Annotated in this window: 18 protein-coding genes; 13 read left to right on the top strand and 5 right to left on the bottom strand. The window is 64.4% G+C overall.

Going from position 1 to position 18,264, the window contains the following annotated elements; genetic code table 11:
* Nucleotides 1-215: 215 nt before the first annotated feature.
* Nucleotides 216-416, top strand: a complete 201-nt coding sequence (locus AC5Y5W_RS20430; RefSeq protein ID WP_500022585.1) for a CopG family transcriptional regulator — start codon at nucleotides 216-218, stop codon at nucleotides 414-416.
* Complete coding sequence (locus AC5Y5W_RS20425) at nucleotides 413-790, top strand: type II toxin-antitoxin system death-on-curing family toxin (protein ID WP_500022584.1); 378 nt, start codon at nucleotides 413-415, stop codon at nucleotides 788-790. The genes AC5Y5W_RS20430 and AC5Y5W_RS20425 overlap by 4 nt, the downstream gene beginning before the upstream one ends.
* Nucleotides 791-1,064: 274 nt before the next feature.
* On the opposite strand, the gene AC5Y5W_RS20420 is transcribed toward AC5Y5W_RS20425, so the two are convergent.
* Genes AC5Y5W_RS20420 through AC5Y5W_RS20410 form a run of 3 tightly spaced genes read right to left on the bottom strand, consistent with a single transcriptional unit; the run spans nucleotide 1,065 to nucleotide 2,083 of the window.
* Complete coding sequence (locus AC5Y5W_RS20420) at nucleotides 1,065-1,388, bottom strand: hypothetical protein (protein ID WP_500022583.1); 324 nt, start codon at nucleotides 1,386-1,388, stop codon at nucleotides 1,065-1,067.
* A gap of 31 nt (nucleotides 1,389-1,419) precedes the next feature.
* Nucleotides 1,420-1,629 carry an Rv3202a family protein gene (locus tag AC5Y5W_RS20415; protein ID WP_500022582.1) on the bottom strand — a complete coding sequence of 70 codons (210 nt, stop codon included), beginning with the start codon at nucleotides 1,627-1,629 and terminating at the stop codon, nucleotides 1,420-1,422.
* Nucleotides 1,598-2,083 (bottom strand): MerR family transcriptional regulator, encoded by a 486-nt coding sequence (locus tag AC5Y5W_RS20410; RefSeq protein ID WP_500022581.1) that lies wholly within the window; start codon nucleotides 2,081-2,083, stop codon nucleotides 1,598-1,600. Before AC5Y5W_RS20410 ends, AC5Y5W_RS20415 begins: the two co-directional genes overlap by 32 nt.
* 95 nt (nucleotides 2,084-2,178) lie before the next feature.
* On the opposite strand from AC5Y5W_RS20410, the gene AC5Y5W_RS20405 reads away from it, so the two are divergent.
* The 4 genes from AC5Y5W_RS20405 to AC5Y5W_RS20390 all read left to right on the top strand — a co-directional run bounded on the left by AC5Y5W_RS20405 (nucleotide 2,179) and on the right by AC5Y5W_RS20390 (nucleotide 7,141).
* Nucleotides 2,179-2,601 (top strand): Hsp20/alpha crystallin family protein, encoded by a 423-nt coding sequence (locus AC5Y5W_RS20405; protein WP_500022580.1) that lies wholly within the window; start codon nucleotides 2,179-2,181, stop codon nucleotides 2,599-2,601.
* A 662-nt stretch (nucleotides 2,602-3,263) separates the two neighbouring features.
* The gene (locus AC5Y5W_RS20400) at nucleotides 3,264-3,626 is read left to right on the top strand and encodes a J domain-containing protein (protein WP_500022589.1); all 363 of its coding nucleotides are present in this window, start codon (nucleotides 3,264-3,266) and stop codon (nucleotides 3,624-3,626) included.
* A gap of 254 nt (nucleotides 3,627-3,880) precedes the next feature.
* Nucleotides 3,881-5,101: a DUF7373 family lipoprotein gene (locus AC5Y5W_RS20395; RefSeq protein ID WP_500022579.1), complete on the top strand. Its 1,221-nt coding sequence runs from the start codon at nucleotides 3,881-3,883 to the stop codon at nucleotides 5,099-5,101.
* A gap of 9 nt (nucleotides 5,102-5,110) precedes the next feature.
* Entirely contained in the window at nucleotides 5,111-7,141 is a 2,031-nt protein-coding gene (locus AC5Y5W_RS20390; protein WP_500022578.1) for a serine/threonine-protein kinase, read from the top strand.
* Nucleotides 7,142-7,155: 14 nt separating this feature from the next.
* Here AC5Y5W_RS20390 and AC5Y5W_RS20385 read toward each other — a convergent pair whose 3' ends face one another.
* A complete protein-coding gene (locus tag AC5Y5W_RS20385; protein WP_500022577.1) occupies nucleotides 7,156-7,713 on the bottom strand; it encodes a sensor domain-containing protein in 558 nt (185 codons plus the stop codon).
* Between the two features lie 881 nt (nucleotides 7,714-8,594).
* On the opposite strand from AC5Y5W_RS20385, the gene AC5Y5W_RS20380 reads away from it, so the two are divergent.
* The 3 genes from AC5Y5W_RS20380 to AC5Y5W_RS20370 all read left to right on the top strand — a co-directional run bounded on the left by AC5Y5W_RS20380 (nucleotide 8,595) and on the right by AC5Y5W_RS20370 (nucleotide 12,782).
* Nucleotides 8,595-9,461 (top strand): DUF8453 domain-containing protein, encoded by an 867-nt coding sequence (locus AC5Y5W_RS20380; protein ID WP_500022576.1) that lies wholly within the window; start codon nucleotides 8,595-8,597, stop codon nucleotides 9,459-9,461.
* Nucleotides 9,462-9,691: 230 nt separating this feature from the next.
* Nucleotides 9,692-11,581: a serine/threonine-protein kinase gene (locus AC5Y5W_RS20375; protein WP_500022575.1), complete on the top strand. Its 1,890-nt coding sequence runs from the start codon at nucleotides 9,692-9,694 to the stop codon at nucleotides 11,579-11,581.
* A gap of 205 nt (nucleotides 11,582-11,786) precedes the next feature.
* On the top strand, nucleotides 11,787-12,782 hold the full coding sequence (locus AC5Y5W_RS20370; RefSeq protein ID WP_500022574.1) for an MPT63 family protein: 996 nt from the start codon (nucleotides 11,787-11,789) through the stop codon (nucleotides 12,780-12,782).
* Nucleotides 12,783-12,912: 130 nt separating this feature from the next.
* Here AC5Y5W_RS20370 and AC5Y5W_RS20365 read toward each other — a convergent pair whose 3' ends face one another.
* Nucleotides 12,913-13,203, bottom strand: coding sequence for a WhiB family transcriptional regulator (locus tag AC5Y5W_RS20365; RefSeq protein WP_499889907.1), 291 nt, complete (start codon nucleotides 13,201-13,203; stop codon nucleotides 12,913-12,915).
* A 510-nt stretch (nucleotides 13,204-13,713) separates the two neighbouring features.
* On the opposite strand from AC5Y5W_RS20365, the gene espM reads away from it, so the two are divergent.
* From espM to eccA, 4 genes are all read left to right on the top strand, one after another.
* On the top strand, nucleotides 13,714-14,802 hold the full coding sequence (gene espM / locus AC5Y5W_RS20360) for an ESX-1 type VII secretion system transcriptional regulator EspM (RefSeq protein ID WP_500022573.1): 1,089 nt from the start codon (nucleotides 13,714-13,716) through the stop codon (nucleotides 14,800-14,802).
* A 343-nt stretch (nucleotides 14,803-15,145) separates the two neighbouring features.
* Nucleotides 15,146-15,988 carry an ESX secretion-associated protein EspG gene (locus tag AC5Y5W_RS20355; RefSeq protein ID WP_499889911.1) on the top strand — a complete coding sequence of 281 codons (843 nt, stop codon included), beginning with the start codon at nucleotides 15,146-15,148 and terminating at the stop codon, nucleotides 15,986-15,988.
* A gap of 82 nt (nucleotides 15,989-16,070) precedes the next feature.
* Nucleotides 16,071-16,547, top strand: a complete 477-nt coding sequence (locus tag AC5Y5W_RS20350; protein WP_500022572.1) for a YbaB/EbfC family DNA-binding protein — start codon at nucleotides 16,071-16,073, stop codon at nucleotides 16,545-16,547.
* Nucleotides 16,540-18,261, top strand: coding sequence for a type VII secretion AAA-ATPase EccA (gene eccA, locus AC5Y5W_RS20345; protein WP_500022571.1), 1,722 nt, complete (start codon nucleotides 16,540-16,542; stop codon nucleotides 18,259-18,261). Before AC5Y5W_RS20350 ends, eccA begins: the two co-directional genes overlap by 8 nt.
* Nucleotides 18,262-18,264: the final 3 nt, after the last annotated feature.

The raw sequence follows: 18,264 nt of genomic DNA, 5'->3' as shown, positions 1-18,264 counted from the left end.
GTATTACCGCAGGTCAGACCATGTTTTTACATTTGGTGCTGGGTGACGGCGTCACCCTGTCGTCAGGGGTCCGTTGGATATTGACGCACGGTGCTGTCGCGGAGGTTTGCGGCCGCGCGGCGTAATCCGTTGGGCAAACATTGTCGAAGCCACCTGGCATGCCAACCCGCCGATGGAGCGCGGTATCTTTCGGTATCACTTGATACCATCATCGTATGGCGATGACATTGCGTCTGACCGAAGACCAGACCGCACGGCTGCGCGAAGCTGCTGCTCGCGAGGGCTTGTCGATGCAGGCCGTTGCCCTTAAAGCCGTCGACCAGTACCTCGAAAACCGCAACGCACGCCGTGCGGCGCTGCTGGCTCAGATCCTCGACGAGGACGCTGGGCTGCTGCGCCGACTGGCTGACGCATGAGTGTCGAGTACCTGGACCTCGACGACCTGCTGGCCGCGGCTGCCGCCTATCTCGGGCGCACACCACAGGTCCGCGACTTCGGCCTGCTCGAATCCGCGCTGGCCCGGCCACGGACCTCAGTCTTCGGCCAGGACGCCTATCCGACGATCCACGAGAAGGCCGCCGCGCTACTGGAGTCGTTGGTCAAAAACCACGCCCTCATCGACGGCAACAAGCGGCTTGGCTGGGTCGCCATGCGGCTGTTCTACGGCTACAACGGCTACACAGTCTCGGCGTCCGAGGACGAGAAGTTCGATCTGGTGATCGCCGTGGCCACCGGCGAGATGGACACGGTCAGCAAGATCGCCCACCGATTGGTCGCGATGGCCCGATGAGCCTAATCATGCCGATCAACCCCCAGCATCGGGCGGCGCAGCGATACGGCTGCGGCAAACACCAATACTCAGCTCTTCGCGCGACCTGCTTTCGCTCGCGGTTTTGATCGCAGCTCGTCTTCCTCGAGGTAGCCAAACTCGACCTGCAACCACCGTGGGTTGAGCCCGAAGTGACTGCCGATCTTGTCGAGGTCCTCGAAGGTGGGGAAACTCTCGGCATCTTTGTGGCGGCGTCACCCAATTCTCGGGTCTTCCCAGTTCGCAAGAGTTTCCTTCAGTTACTCTGAGTTAACGCGCTGTCAATGCGTTTTTGCAGGTAAACGACCATTTCAGCGCGGAGAAGTGAGGGTTCAAGTCCCCCTTCGCCCACCGTGTGATGAGTCGAGTCATGGTGACATATGAGGCGCGTCATCGGTGACAGATCGCCCCGGCGATCGGCCGGGGCTTTTGTTGGTTGCGCCAACAGTTGGTCGGCGGTTTGGCTGACGACGATGGCGCGGGTGGTGGTGAGCGCGTCGGGGCCGAAGCGGCCTGGGCGGCCACCGCACCGAGTTCGAAGAACCGGTTCGAACTGCCGCCCGCCGCCGCTGACAATCACGCTTCGCTACTCGACCAAAGCCGGCTTCCTTTCACGAGTCGATCTCGTAGTCGTCCTCTGGGAGTGGAACGCAGACGGCCTGATCGAAGAGATCAGCCAGGTCGGCCTCCACGCTCAGGGCATTCTTTAAGTAGTCCAGATCCAGTCCCGCAACGTCGTCTGCTCCATCGACAGGAATCCGTTGCTCGGCAAGGTCTGCCTCCGGCACATCATGGGTCGGTGCGAATTCGTCTGTCTTCATCATGTCCCTCCCTTTCTCGTGCTTGCGGTCGATGTCGAGGCGCCATATCGACGCGGTGGTCCGAAGCGAGCCGGGCGTTGTCGGACTCCAACTGCGCATTGTTGGACTCCAGGCGGGCGTTGTCGGACTCCAACTGCGCGTTGTCGGATTCCAGTTGAGCTTTGTCGGACTCCAGCCGAGCGTTGCTTGCTTCGAGCCCGAGGATCTCGCCGATGCCGGTCACGTTAACTCCGATTGCAACCAACTCGCTGATCCGCTGTAGGCGCGCGAGGTCGTCATCGCTGTAGCGACGCGTCCCGCCAGCGGTGCGCGCAGGGTTTAGCAGTCCACGCTTTTCATAGAGTCGCAGGGTCTGTTCGCCGATACCAGACAGCTCGGCGGCTACCGAGATGCTGTACACCCCGCGCCCGGATCGGGCGGTCGTCTCCTCGATCAACGCGGCACTCCAACTCATCGAACGACGCACTCTTGCGCGAATCTATCACAGGTGCTATATAGAAATCTATAACAGACCACACAGGTGATCTGCTCACAAATTGGGAGGTGGAGATGATGTTGATGCGTACCGATCCGTTCCGTGATCTCGACCGCTGGACCCAGCAGGTATTGGGCACCGCGGCACGGCCGGCGGTCATGCCGATGGACGCCTGGCGTGAGGGCGATAAATTCATCGTCGAGTTCGACCTGCCGGGAGTACGGGAAGAATCCCTGGGTCTCGATGTCGAACGCAATGTGCTAACCGTGCACGCGGAACGCGCCGGTCTGGATCAGAACCGCGAAATGGTGTCGGCGGAACGACCGCGCGGTGTATTTAGCCGCCAGTTGTTCTTGGGTGACAACCTCGATGCTGACCAGATTGAGGCCACCTATCAAGACGGCGTGTTGCGGCTGACAATCCCAGTTGCCGAGAAGGCCAAGCCTCGCCGCATCAAGATCGCGGGTAGGCACGACGAGCGGGCTATCAACGCTTAACCGCAGGGGCCGGGCGGCGGCTGCCTCACGCGAAGGAGGTGAGAACGATGACCACCGACACGCTGATCGAGGTTGTGCTGGACGAGGCGGAGAGCATCGTGCGCGCTGAATGGATGCGCCTGCTCGACGCCGCACTGAACGAGTACTTCACCACGGATCGTGCCGAAATGCCCGCTGCCCGGCCCCGCCCTCCGCGGCTCGCGCTTCTCACCGGCGAGCCCCGACGGCGTGGTAGGTCGCTGCAGCCCTACCGCACACACCGGCGCGCTGCACGGCGGTGCGGCCGGCGAGGACGGCCCACCCAACGGTCTCCTCCGTGCCGCAGCCGAAACCAACGTCGCAAATTAGATCAGTAGGAGGTGATGCGCTGGGCAACACTCATGAGCGGATAACGACTCGCGCGCCGTCCTCAGCTGAATGATCACTAACTCACCGCGCCCGACACAGCTTTAAGCCTGTGCGCGCACCGCCACCCGACGTGGCGCATCCTCGATGCGAGTGGGCCGCTGAGCGTTACTGCATACCCCGGTGGGTCCCGCTGCCGAACCTGCGCTCTCCCCGGCAGCGGGTCTCGCTGCGGGAAATTGCGATGTCTATTGACACGCCTAACGCAACCGCAAAAGCGTTTGTTGACGCAAACAACGCCGATTTGCGCCCTGGCCATGATGGTACGTATGCCTGCGGACTTAGACCCCTATGCCGTGCTGGGTGTGACGCCCACAGCCACCCCAGTTGAGATCGCCCATGCGTTTCGGGCGAAGTTACGTACGCTTCACCCCGACACCCGTCACACCGGTGCTTCCACCACCGGCACAGAGAGACAACTGCAGCAGGTTCTGGCCGCTTACCACCTATTGCGTTCTGAGCCGCAACGCTCAGGTGACGACCTCGTCGGCAGCTCTAGTGTCGCGACACCGAAACGCCAACCGCCACTGACGATCCCGATCACCTACCGCCGCCCACGCTCCGCGCCGCATCCTGAAGAACGCCCGCTGTGGGCCGGACCAGTGCACTGGCGCCGTTGACCGCGTGGACAACTACATGGCGTTCGGACGCAATTTCAGCCAGGTTCGATCCAGCCGCCAGTTGCAACGCCACCACGGTTTAGGATGTGGCGATGACAGCCGACGGAATTGACGGTCGAGGATGCCGCCGACCTCGTCGACCTTATTTGCGATGACATCCGCACAGCCGAAACCGGCGCTGCGCTACCTGAGCCCCACACCGCCGGCCTGCAGCGACTCTTAGCCGGGTTGCCGTAGGACGTGAGGTCTGCCCAATGCTGAACGACGTCATCCGCCGGGCCGGCGCCTTGGCCGCGGTGGCTGTGTGCCTGTCGATCGGGGGCTGTACCACTGTCGTGGACGGGGCGGCCGTACGCGCTCCCGGCGGCCCGCCTCCCGGAGCGATCGACGTTTCTCTGCTCGACCACGGCAACTACCCCACCACCCCGCGCCCGCCATTAGGTGTGGCCGGCAGCCCGTCATCCGGGTCGATCCTTGAAGCGCAGCGGATGGCCGAATTTGTGATCGACCCCTCCGACGTCGACGCGGCCATCGTCACTGGCCACGCATTCGGGTTCTCCCCCGGGGCCATGGTGCTCAAGTCCGATCCCGGCGCGCTCGCCGAGATCATGCCGGACGAGATCGCTCAGGCCTGCGGCCGGCACAACTACGTCAACGGTTTCGTCGTGGCCCGTGAGGACACCAACCGCACCGTCCTCTACAACGCGGTCATCCGCCTGGCCGACCCCGACGCGGCCGGCGCCGCGGCCAATGACATGAATGCTGCAGCGCTTGCCCTGCCGACACCAACCCCAGCCGCGGTGCTGCCGATCCCCGACCATCCTGACGCCACCGCCACTAGCTACACCGCGCCTCGCTCGGATGGCCAGCAATGGAGCACGGTGAAATCTTTCACCGCGCGCGGCCCCTATGTCCTCTACCAGCGGGTCGAAACCACGGACGCCGCCGAAGCCGCCGCGGTGCTAGTGGGCACTGCGCTGGACTTACAAGGGCCGCTGATCGACAGATTCGAGCCGACTGATCCAGACCAATTCGCCTACCTGCCAAGAGATCCCAGCGGCGTATTGGCGAAGGCGCTCCCTATAGCCGACAAAGACGCCACCGTGCTGTCCAACGGTACGTGGGGCCCGCGCGGGGCCGCACACCTGCAGTACGACCCCCTGGGTTCGGCCAAAGCATTCGCCGACGCCGGTATGGACGCCGCCGTCAGCCCCCTGGATTGGGTTTATCAAGCCCGTGACCCCGCAGCCGCCACCGCGCTGGCCAATGCGCTCTACACCGAAGCTCAGCCCATGGGCAAAGCCGCCGACCCGGTGCCCAACCTGAAAGCCAGCCACTGCCTGCAATTCAGCGGTAACCAGTCCTACTACTGCGCTGCGGCCGCTGGCCGTTACGCGGTCGAAGTCACCTCCGCTCAACTTCGTGACGCGCATCAACAGATGGCCGCCCAATACATCCTCCTGGTCGGAAAGTAGAGGCGGCCAATGGTATTCAGCGAAGGTTTGGCCGTCGCCGGCTACACCATCGAGACGGAACTAGGGTCAGGTGGGATGGGTACGGTCTACAGGGCCGCTAACTTGGTCCTGCCGCGCAGCGACGCCCTAAAAGTCCTCAGCCTCGAGTACTCTCGCGACCCGCAATTTCGCGCACGATTTCTCCGCGAAGCCGATTTGGCCGCCACCCTCGATCATCCCAACATCGTCACCGTCTACTCCCGCGGTGAAACCGACGCCGGCCAGTTGTGGATCTCCATGCAATACGTGGCGGGTACCGACGCCGACCGGGAATTACGTGCCGGCGCCATGACACCCAAGCGGGCAGTCCACATCATCGCGGAAGTCGCGAAGGCCCTCGACTACGCGCACCGCCGCGGCATCATCCACCGCGACGTCAAACCAGCCAACTTCCTACTCGCCCCCGATGATGAACGCATCTTCCTCGCCGACTTCGGCATCGCGCGGGCCTTCGACGAGTCAGCCCACCTCACCGCCACCGGGATGGTGATGGCGTCGATCGCCTACGCCTCGCCAGAAGCATTGACGGGCATGGACATTGACCACCGCGCTGACATCTACTCGTTGGGCTGCAGCCTGTTCCGACTACTCACCAACAAAAACCCTTACGCTGGCCGCTCCGGGGGGCTAGCCGCAATGGCAGCCGCACACCTTTCCGAGCCGCCGCCGAAGGTCACTGATCTCATACCAGAGTTGCCCGCTGCCCTCGATGATGTCATCGCCACAGCGATGGCCAAAGAACCCGCGGCTCGATACCAAAAAGCCAGCGAGGTTGCCAACGCGGCGGCCCGGGCACTTGAAGACAGCACAGCCGTTATCCCGCGATCCACCCAGCCTTGGCCGACCACCTCGCGAACCGGCCCGACTCGGCCGCAGCCACGTCCCGCATCGTCGCCGCCACCGGCATTTCATCACGAGGCGAGTTATCCCACCGGCTTCTTCAGCGGTCCCCAAGGTCCAGCCGCCCGTGGACCCGCCCACCTGCCTCCTGGCCCCCCGCTGCCACCTGGCGGCCCCTCGATTGGCCAGCCCCCCCGACGAGGCAAAGGCCGAGACCGGCTGCGCCGGCTTGCTTTCCCGGCGACGCTGACTGCGTTGATTGCCGTGATCGCGGTGGCCGCGGTGATGCTGTGGCCGCGCGCCGCCCCCAAACCCGCCTACCAGGCGCAGACCTTCACCCACGCGCACGGCACCACCGAAATCAGTAAGCAACCCAAAGCCGTTGCCGCCGTTGGGCTTGGCGATTCCGATGCCGTACTGGCGTTGGGGGAGCAACCCGTAGCTATCGTCACACCCAATGGGTCGCTGCCATCCTGGGAACGGGACAAGATCACCGGTTCACCGCCGGCGCTGGGCTTCGTCGACACCAACGCGATCAAGTCCGCCAAACCCGATGTCGTCATCGCCACCGGCAACATTGACGATGCCACCTACCAACGATTGAGCGCCATAGCTCCGACGATCACGCGACCGCAAGATGATCAACTGTGGAACTGGCAGACCCAACTGCAATGGGTAGGCCGCATCCTCGGCCACGACGAGCAAGCCACCCAGCTCATCAACAGTGTCAGCGCCCAACAGACTGATTTGAAAAACCAGCACGCGAATCTGGTCGGGAAAACCGTTTCAATCGTGAATATTTCAAACTCCGGCGTCACCCAAACACTCACTCCGTCCAACGCCGCCGACTACCTGGACTCACTGGGATTGCGTTACAGCGACACACTGCGCCGCCAATCCAATGACACCAATTCGGAGCGGCCCGTAACCGACCCCACCAAGCTCTACCTGATCAACACCGACTACTTGGTCGTGGTGCGCACGGACAGCGCTGCCGGCGGCGGGGGAGCCGCCGGACTACCCCGCGAATTGGCTGCCTACCGAGGAAGAATGGTCATTGCCGACGACCCCGACACGGTCGCGGCCTTGGCCGACCCCGGCGGCTATCTGGCGACCCAGTACCTCGACGCCAAGTTCGTCCCCACCCTCAGCAGCAGTTAAGGAAACTATCGGCGCTATCCCGGGACGCGCTGGGCGATGCTGCGGGCCAGCGTCACTCCGGCGTCGTCAAGATTCGGTGAGCAGACCCGAACGTCGACGACCACATTGTTGCGGACGGTCAAAGCGCGCTGACACTGGCGATTCGTGGCTGCTGCCGACGGAACAATCAAGACGTTGGCCATGCCCGCTGATTCGGTGACCGCACCAAGATGCACCTGATCGGTCTTGGCACCGCCGGAGTAGGCCACCGTGACGTCGGTGTCCTGGCAGCCCCGCCACTGAGTGAGTTGTGTGTCGTAGAAGAACTTCGCGAAGTCGGCGTCGGCGAATGAGACGACGCCCTGGATCACCCGGGCTGTCGTCGCATTTAACGCTTGCCCCGCTAACCCCGAGTACCCCGACCCTGAGTAGGTCGCCTCAGTCACCGGCGCCACCGCGCCGGCGCAGTGGGCCGGTGTCACTGACAGTCCCGAGGCCGGTGCCTTATCGACCGCGCTGGGCTCCATCGTGACGTTGTCGACCAATTGGCCGATCTCCTCCGGCGAGGACAGCAGACCCGGCAATGCCGCCACGTCAACCGGAGCGGCGGGTGGCGGCGGGGGCTTCGAAGGCGAGGGCCGCGAGGGCAGCCTCGGTGGCGCCGTCCCCGCGGCGGTCGGCCGCGAGGAAGACGATGCGTGAGTAGCCGGAGAACTGGAACCATCGCCGTTACGGGTCACCACCACCGCGGTAACGAGGACAGCCGCGACAGCAGCCGCGGCCCCGACGATCCACCACCGCACATCCGTTCGTGGTCGCGCCGGCCCAGCTGCGCCCACTGACGGTATGGGGGGCGGATACCAGGGTGGGGGGCCGCCCGGCGGCATTTGGGGACTGCCCCAATGTGCAGGTGGCGGCGGCACCGGGCCGCCGCCCTGCCAGCCGGCCGCCATCGGCGGTACCGGGGGAGAAGGTGGGGGCATCGGCGACGGAGGTAGCCAGCCACCCGGCGCCGGGGGGCCTGCGCCACCCGGGTGCCGCGAGATGAACGCCGTTGATTCGCCATCGTCGCCAGCGGGTTGCGGTGGGCGCCGGCCTGCGTGTCGGGGCACCGTCTCCTCGCCCTCGCCGGGCTCGTCGTGTCTGCTCATCACGCTTAGCCTGCCTCATTCCCCGGCGACACCATCGACGAATTCGCCGCGCCGAATCCAGGTGTGGCGAGTCACGCCCGGCAGGGGATCATTTGGCAATTGCGTGCACCCGACAAGGGGTACGACAAACGTTGAAACCGAAAGGGTGGTGCCAGCTGCAGTTCTTTTGCTAAACCGCCAAATCTGCGGCGCAGATGCGAATTTAACTCGTGCGCAGAAGTCACTTATGATGCAGCGTGTCGGCAGCCGGCACCGTAGTTGTGGCGATACGTCCAGCGAGCAGGGCTGGGGCCGAGCGGGCATGTCGGCGGAAGGTGGTTTCGGTGGGGTGGGTTAACGACCGATGGCATGACCTGACTGACTTCGGGGCCACCGCGTGGCTGGGGCTGGCTCTCTGGGTGATGGCCGCTATCGCGCTCGTTGCGCTCATCTATGTGCGATACCACCTGTCTCGTCTGCGGAGGCTGAGCTTCGAAGACAACCGCCCGCAAGTCACCATGTTCATGGAGCCCCATGCGGCTGACTGGCATCTGGTGGAGTTGGTAGTCCGAAATTTCGGTCAGCGAACGGCATACGACGTCCAGTTCCAATTCAGCAACCCGCCCACCGTGGCCGAGTATGAAAACGCATACGAGGGCATGGTCGACATCACCGAACTCCACCTGCCAGAGGAACTGCCTGAGCTGGCGCCAGGCCAGGAATGGCGCACTGTCTGGGATTCCGCACTTGACCGGCATCAATTGGGCGGCGCGATAGCTTCGCGCTTCGCCGGTACTGCCACCTACTACGACAGTCCGGCGCCGGGCGGGCGGTGGCGCAAATTCAAAGCGCGGCGACGTAAGCCGATCGAAACGAAGATTGTCCTGGATTGGGGCACGCTGCCCCCGGTGCAGCGGATCGATCTGATGACGACGCACGATCTGGCCAAGCGCGAAAAGCAGAAGCTCGAGTTGTTGCGCTGCGTGCTGACCTACTTCCAGGTAGCGAGTCAGGAGACCAGGCCCGACGATGTCCGCAGCGAGATCGACCGGATCAAACACGCGACTCAGGAAATCCGGAATCGGTGGCGCAGCAGACAGCTCGAGGAACCCACGGACGTCAGAATGCGCCGGGTCGACGTCGGGCGTCAGGCGAGCCGCGACGGGGAGCCCGACCTAGAGCTGGGCCGCCACCGCAACGAACTGACGTAACGCCAAGATCGCGTCGTCGCACGCGCCGATTTCCGCTCTCACTCGCCTGCACTTATCGTGCTAACCAAGCATGACTGGCCACCTAAGAACGGCTGCTACGGTTACCGTGTGACCAAAGTGGCGAGGAATTACCGTCATAGTTGACGCACCCTGGCGGCGCAGTCGGTGGGTTGCCGGATGATTGCCTCGCCGCTGCCGGTGGGGTCGCGGGTTGGCTTAAGGAGTCGGCGATGAGCGACGCCGCGCACGGTTCGCGCGTGGGGTCACAGTTTGGGCGCTATTACCTCAAGCGGCTGCTGGGCCGCGGCGGCATGGGCGAGGTATACGAAGCCGAGGACACGGTAAAAGAGCGGGTAGTGGCGTTGAAGCTGCTGTCGCCGGCACTATGCCAGGATCCCGTGTTCCGTGAGCGCTTGCAGCGAGAAGCACGCACCGCGGGCCGGTTGCAGGAGCCACATGTGGTGCCGGTACATGACTACGGCGAAATCGACGGACTCCTCTATTTAGACATGCGCTTGATACAAGGCACCGACTTGTCCGCAGTGTTGCACGAGTCGGGCGCATTGACGCCGCCACGGGCGGTCGCCATTGTGCACCAGGCCGCTTCTGCATTGGACGCGGCCCATGCGGCCGGGGTGATACACCGCGATATTAAGCCGGAAAACATTTTGATCACCCGCGACGATTTCGCGTACCTCGTCGATTTCGGAATTGCCAGCGCCACCACCGACGAAAAACTGACCCAGGCGGGCAGCGCGGTGGGGACTTGGAAATACGCTGCGCCGGAACGTTTTACCAACGCCGAGGTGACCCACAGCGTCGATGTGTATGCGTTGGCCTGTGTGCTGCACGAGTGTCTGACCGGCTCGCCGCCGTATCGCGCCGACAGCGCCGGAATGCTCATCACCGCGCATTTGATGGAACCGATCCCGCACCCCAGCCAACTGCAGCCAGGGATTCCGAACGCCTTTGACGAGGTGGTTGCGCGTGGTATGGCCAAAGACCCCAAGGACCGCTACACGAGTGCCGGCGAGTTGGCGCAGGCAGCCAATGACGCACTGAGTGCACGGGATCAAGACCGTGCCGGTGACATCGTCGAGCGCAGCGAAGAAGCCACGTTGCCGACACGGCAAACTGACCAAGCCACCATGCCCACGCAGCGCTTGCACCCGCCCGCCAGTGCTCCTACTCCCACGCCAGCGCCTGGACCGGTACCTTCTCCAACCCCACCGCCCGGACGCACACCGTCTCCGACACCGCCGCCCGGCGTCACGCCGCATCCGTCGGCCGGCCCGCCGTATCACCACCCCGGCGGCTCTGAGCCGCTGCGACACACACCGCCACCGCCATCCGGTGGTCCCGGCTGGGGTGGCGGCGGGGGCCACGCGGGTCCCGCGCATCCTGCCGGCGACGGCCCGCGGAACGCACCCCCTTTCCCACCGCATGGAAGCGGCGGCTGGCACGGACACTTCGGGGCACCACCGCCCGGCGTGTCCCCGCGCCGGCCCATGCCCCGTAAGCGGAAGCCCATATCGCGGGTCGGTGTGATCGCCGCGGTGGTCGTCGTAGCCATCGTCGGCTTGCTCATCTGGGTGCTGCTGCCGTCGGGAGCTGCTCCCCCCGCACCACCCACCGCCGAACCGACGTCCTCTCCGCCGACCGCGTCAACGCCGCCGGTGTCCACACCGCCTGCGGCCGAGACCCAAGCTCAGCTATTCAGCCTGTTGCCCCCCGGCTACGCACCCGGTAGCTGTAATCCGATTCCTCCGCCGAAGGGCGCCTTTGCCAAGGCTTCTTGTGGCCCGAACACCGACCCCGACGGGCCACCGTCGGCAACGTATGCACTGTTTCCAAATAAAGCAGCGGTCCGCGCCGCTTTTGACAGAATCGTCCGGACGTCCGCCCCCGTGGACTGCCCCGGGCGAATCCAATCCCCGGGGCCTTGGCACCGGAACGCCACCCCCGACCAACCCAGCGGCATGTTGTTGTGTGGGACTCACCAAGGCTTTCCTTCGGTGGTGTGGACCAATGACGATGCATTATTGGTGAGCGTCGTGCACACGGAGCCACAGGGGCCGACTCTCGATCAGCTGTATTCGTGGTGGACATCCCATTCCTGACACTTGTGACGGCCCTTGGCCGAATACCGGAGGCGAATGCAAGCGCGGTGCAGTACTACGGATCGGGTGGTAGAACACAGGGGTGTTAATTTGCGCGGGCGACACCTAGGCTCCAGAGAATGGGCATAATGTGCCAGTGCTTGTCTAACAATCCGTCGCAGCACTGCCGCTAAAGACGATGAAGACGATAGGGGAGTGAACCGCCTTGAAGATCATTACCACCACCGCAATTGCAGCAGCAGCCATTGCCGCCACAGGTGCCGTCGGCATCGCCGGCGCATCGATTGCCTCTGCAGATGAAGCCGCGGATGTCGCAAACACCCAAAGCCTGGGCAGCCAGGCAAAAGTCGTGAATGGCACGAACATTCAGGGCTGGACCGTCAGCGACCTTAAGCCAAGCTCGGATGCCATTTCTTTTCCGGTGAACGGTACGTTGTGGGAAGCCACGGCCACGGATGAAGCCATTCAGGGCGGAGCCACACCCGTCGTCTCGAACTTCAACGCGCATTCGGCAAGTGGTCAGACCTACCGAGTCTTGTATCAGGCTGCGACGCCGCAGGGCGTCAATCCCGCCGGGCTTGCACAGGGGCAGAAGACCAGCGGCAAGATCTATTTCGACGTCACCGGGGACAGCCCGAATTCGGTGGTGTACACAGACGGTGGTGGCCGGGAGTTAGCTTCGTGGGTGCAATCGCAACCGCAAGGCCGGATGGGTGGCGGCACCACTTCGGCTGCCGGTAGCTCGACCTCGCCTGCTCAGTCTGGCAATACCGGCGCAGCCCCCGCCGGCAACCCGTCGATGCCCCCCGCCAGCGGTAGTCAAGGCACACCGATCCCTACCGGAAGCCAAGGGACGCCCCCGGCCACTGGTGGCGCGGCGGCACCGGCAGGCAGTCCGGCGGCGCCCGGTACGGCAGGTACCCCGGCGGCTCCGGGTACGGCCGGTATCCCGGCGGCGCCCGGTACAGCCGGCAGCCCTGAGGCGCCCGCGCCGGCCGGTAGTCCTGAAGCGCCGGCGGCCGGCCAGGCCCCGGGTAGCCAGGGAACGCCTGCTACGGGAGGCGCCCCCGAGGCACCTGCCACCGGCGGTAACCCAGACGCGACGGGCGGAGCCCCGGCGAACCCAACTCCTGGCGCGAGCCAGGCGACGCCGGCCGGTAGCCAGGGAACTTCTGGAACTGCCGGCCAGGGCGCGGGCTAAGGTCACGCCCTTTTTCCAACCGACTCGATAAATAGCCCGACCCCTGCGGATACGACGATCCGCAGGGGTCGGTTATGTTGGGCGCCCCGCAGCCACCCCTCGAACCTGCAGCGGCGGCGCCAGCCTAGGGTTACGCGGGAACTGGCGCGACTCGCCGCTCTCGCACGGGGTAACCGTTGCGCTCGGCAAGGGAGCGCAGTTGGCGCAGCGCGAAGGTCCGCGCGCGGCCGGTTTCCGGAACGACGACTCCTGCCCAGAGTCCTTCTATGCCAGGCAGTTCGCAGGCTTCTCGGGCGCACTGCCACCGACGCGGGCAGCCGCGGCAAATTGTCTTGGCCTCATCATCGGCAGCCGTTGTCCAACGCTCGGGGTCCTGTGTGCATGCGCCCAGCGGAAGCTCGTAGAGAGCGGTTGCGGTCATGTGTCTGGTTCCTCCGGTAAGTGCCGCAGTCTCGCGGCTGCTGATTCGGAAGCGTATAGCACAAACCGTAGCGATGCAACAGAAAGCGCTACATCGGACGCTGCAGCTGGCGCTCTGCTTTACAGAAGCGACCAGGACCGTCACGCAGGCACGCTGGGTGAAACATCACCAAGTGAGGGTTGGCCGGCTAGCAGCTCGATCGCAGGTCGGCGTGCGATCAGCCCAGGTCACGGCACTGGCCCGAGTGATGCAGGCCGCGCCGCTTGCCGCGCTGGATACGCCGGGCATCCAGTGGTCTGGGCGCACCGGAAGCGCTGCTGTTTGCGACGCTTTCCCATCCACGGGGCTGTAGCACCGACACGGTTAATGGACTAGACCCGACTGGCGCTAACGTTCCGATGTGACCAAGAAACGTAGCTAAGCCATAGCGGGCGCTAGCCCGCAACGGTTAAGATCAGGCTGGCGGCCGAGCCAACGCCACCGCCAACTCAATCCAAGGAATCGCCAGAGATGACCAACGTCGAGTCGACTGTCGAGCCAGCTCTGTTGATCGTTCACGACGGCGACAAGTCTCATGCGATCGGACCCGGGCGCGGCGTCGTGACGATTGGGAGTAGTCCTCAGGACAGTGTGCAGATCGATGACCGGCGGGTCTCCTTGAAAGTGGAGTCAACCGACGGACAGTGGCGAGTAGTCGACAACGGCTCCAACGGGATGTTCGTCGACGGACTACCGACAAGGTCGGTAACGATCGCGGATCGGACGACAGTCCGTCTGGGCGGCGCCAGCGATGGCAAGACGCTGGTATTCGAAGTTGTGGTGCCGTCAAAGGGCATCGCCCAGCCGCGGTCGAATGAGGGCGAGGACCTCGACGTCACCGGTACCTGGCGGATCGACGACCTTGACCCAGGGGTGGTCCGTGCGGGCGCGGCGGCCGCGGCTCGCCGCCGTGAACTCGACATCAGTCAACGCAGCCTCGCGGCCGACGGGGTCATTAATGCCGGAGCGCTCATCGCTTTCGAAAAAGGCCGTAGCTGGCCGCGCGAGCGGACCAGGGCCAAGCTCGAAGAGGTATTGCGCTGGCCGCCGGGTGCTATCGCCCGGATCCGAGAGGGCGGGTCGGTTCCCGGTGAAGAAGTCACCGAAGTCCTCTCTGGCGACGACCAGGTGCCGTTGATCGCACATGCGGTGATTGCGGCCGTGGACAGCTGCAACCTCGCGATCGCCGCCCTCCCACCGGTCGAGCATCCAGACTTCACCCGCGCAGCGGCGCCGATTCTGGCGGACCTGCGTCGGGTTGAGGCGGTCGCCGTCCGCGCCACTCAGATCGGCCGGGTTACGCCGCCGTTGATCAAGGCGCTCAGCACAGTGCGCCACCACTACGACCAACTGATGATGCTGGGCGCGACGGCGCCCGCCGCCACGCTGGGGCAACGGTTGTATGCGGCGCGGCGCCGCGCCAACCTGTCGATAACAGAGACCGCGCAGGCGGCGGGGGTGGCGGAGGGCATGATCGTCGCCGCGGAGCGGGAAGAAGCGCTGCCCACCGCGACTGCAGCTGCGATCGCGTCGCTGGTCGACCAGATCAGTTGGCGCTGACCGTCGCTGGGAGTGCTGATCCGTCGCCGGAAATTGTGCGCGGCAGCCTGTCACGGTGGCACTAAAATTTCGCCTGTGGGTCGATATGTAGCGCTGGTCGACCTGCGACATCGGTGATTTCAGACCGGGTGAGCGCGCCGGCGGGGCGCTACGGGCGGAAGTGTGGCCGCGCAGCTGCATCTCTACCATCCAGCGCGTGGACGCAGCCACAACGCAGTAGGTTTAGAACGACGTTGCCAGCAGATAGGAGTTGCCGATGGGCGGCGAACCGCGCGTGACGGCAGCGAATAGTGGCGCGTTGTTCTCAGTCGGCGTCGACCGGCAGATGTAAACGAGGAAGACGATGACCAGTCCCTATGCCACGGACCGCACCTCCGGCGACGTCGGCGACGTCGTCGGCGTCGAGGTGACCATCGACGGCATGTTGGTGATTGCCGACCGCCTCGGCCTCGTGGACTTTCCGGTGTCGCTCGCCATCCGGCCCAACATCCCCCAACTGGAACTGCGTGAGCTCGTCTGGGATCAAGTGCGGCGCGACCTCACCGATCAAGGGGTGCTGGACATCTATGGTGCGCCGCATCCCAGTGTCGCGGCCATGGTCGACACCCTTAGCAGAGCGGACCGCACACTGGAAGCGCGGTGGTGGCGTCGCGACGTCAACGACGGCACGATGGTGCGTTTCGTGCTGTGCCGCAAGGGAGAACGCCATGTCGTCGCAGCCCGTGACGGCGACATGCTGGTATTGCAGCTGGTGGCTCCGCAGATCGGCTTGGCCGGGATGGTGACCACCGTGTTGGGTCCCGCGTCGGCCGCCGATGTCGAACCGCTCACCGGAGTCGCAAGCAAGTTGGCCGAGTGCACGACCGCAAGCCAAATCGCGCAGTACGGCGTCGCACCCGCTTCGGCGCGCGTCTATGCAGAGATCATCGCCAACCCGACCAGCTGGGTGGAGATCACGGCCGGCGAACGCCACCCCGGCGGCACGTCGACGCAAACCGACTTGGCCGCCGGAGTCGCGGACTCACGGCAGGGCAGGGTGGTATCGCTTCCTCGGCGGGTCAACGGCGAGCTGTACGGCAGCTTTCTTCCCGGAACACCGGAAAATCTGCAGCGGGCGCTCGACGGTTTGGTCGAATTCCTGCCGTCGGGAAGCTGGTTCGAGCCCACCCCGGCCGAGTACTCGTAGTAAGAATCAGGAAGGACACACGGTGGATGGCACTCCGCCATACCCACTAGACGGCGACGACGATCGCGACGATCTAGCCGCATTGGACTTCTCCGTTGGTTATGACGACGGTGAGGAGTCGGTGCTCGGCTTGTTCGACGATTATCTGCCGAGTGATGAGACGACGGATGTGGGCGGGGATTGGGATGCGATCGCTGCCCCTGGCGTGGAAGAGGAAGAGCTTCAATCGCCGCTGTTCACAGTGACCAACCCAGCGGGGACGGTGACAGTGTCGGCGTTTATGGATGGACACATCCAGGGGATTGAACTGACGGCGAAAGTGACCAACATGACCGAAGCACATCTGGCTGACGAGATACTCGTCATCGCAGATCTGGCCCGGCAGAAGGCCCGGTCCGCCCAGTACGAGTCCATCTCTGAGGCCATGCGTGAACTGGGGCAAGACAACGCGACTACGCGTGATTTCCTGGCACGCGAATTGCGGCTGCCCTCGCCGGAAGAGGCGAGCGCAGCCGCAGCAGAGGTTTTTGCCACTCGATACGCGAGCGATCATGACTGAGCAGTTGGCCAACCTGTTCGCCAGCGCTGTCAACATGCTGCCCATGTCGCCGGCGCGGTCCCTGGAACTGTTCACTGAAATCACCAGCTATGACGAGTCCGCCTGCGATGCGTGGATCGGTCGCATCAGGTGCGGCGATACCGATCGGGTGACGTTGTTCCGGGCGTGGTACTCGCGCATGAACTTTGGCCGGTTGGCGGGCGCAGGTGAGACTTCGATGTCCACCCTCAACGCCAGGATCCCGATCGGCGGCCTGTACGGCGACATCACCTATCCGATCAATTCGCCGCTGGCGATCACGCTGGGCTTCGCGGCGAGTGAAGCCGCGGCCGGCAACTATGCGGATGCCATGGAAGCGCTGGAAGCCACGCCGTCCAGCGGCGCCGAGTACCTGGTGTCGTGGGCCAAGGCAGTCGTCTACGGCGCGGCCGAACGCTGGACCGATGTGATCGACGAGGTCAGGGGCGCTCCGCATTGGACGGACAAGTTCTTGGCTGCTGCCGCCGGGGTCGCCCACGGAGTCGCCTCCGCGAACCTGGGGCTGTTCAGCGAAGCTGAGCGGCGGCTGACCGAGATGCACGATTCGCCGGCGGGGCAAGCATGCGGGCGAGTGATCGCCTGGCATCTGGCGATGATTCGGCGCGGACAAGGCAATGAAGAATCGGCGACGCCACTGCTGGAGTGGCTGCAGGCAAACTACCCCGAGCCCAAAGTCGCTGCGGCGCTGAAAGATCCGTCCTACCGGTTGGTGCCAACCAGCACCGAAAAGATCGCGGCTCGCAAAGACCCCTGGGATCCCTCCAGCGTTGTCGCCGACACGTCGGGCCAGGAGAAGCTGCTCGCCGAAGCCCAAGCCGAACTGGACCGCCAGATCGGACTGGGCCGGGTCAAAGAGCAGATTGAGAGGTACCGCGCCGCCACCCAGATGGCTAAGGTCCGCGCGGCTCGCGGCATGAAGGTCGCGCAGGCCAGCAAGCACATGATCTTCGCTGGACCCCCCGGCACCGGCAAGACGACCATCGCCCGCGTGGTGGCCAACATCCTGGCCGGGCTGGGCGTCATCACCGAACCAAAACTCGTCGAGGCCTCCCGCAAGGATTTCGTCGCCGAATACGAGGGACAGTCCGCGGTCAAGACCGCCAGGACCATCGACCGTGCCGTCGGCGGTGTGCTGTTCATCGACGAGGCCTACACCCTGGTTCAGGAACGCGACGGACGCGCTGATCCATTCGGAACCGAGGCTTTGGACACCCTGCTGGCCCGGATGGAAAATGACCGCGACCGGCTCGTGGTGATCATCGCGGGCTACAGTTCCGACATCGACCGGCTGCTGGAAGCCAACGATGGGTTGCGGTCGCGCTTTGCGACCCGGATCGAGTTCGACTCTTATTCGCCCGAAGAGATTCTCGATATCGCGAAAGTCATTGCCAGCGCCAATGATTCGGCGTTGAGCACCGATGCCGCCGACCATCTGCTGGAGGCGGCGAAACTGCTCAGTCAGCGCACAGTCGGCGACAAGCCGGCGCTCGACGTCGCCGGCAACGGTCGCTACGCGCGCCAACTCGTAGAGTCCGGTGAGCAGTACCGGGATATGCGCCTGACGCAGGCGGTCGACTTCGAAACCCTGGACGTGGACCGGCTGCGTGAAGTCAACGGCCAGGATATGGCGGAGGCGATCAGCTCGGTGCACCGACGGCTCAACATCGGCGAGTGACAG

The sequence above is a fragment of the Mycobacterium sp. NGS51 genome (genome assembly GCF_059812525.1).
The sequence above is the reverse complement of the archived record's forward strand: the minus strand, read 5'-3'. Positions and strand labels throughout refer to the sequence as shown.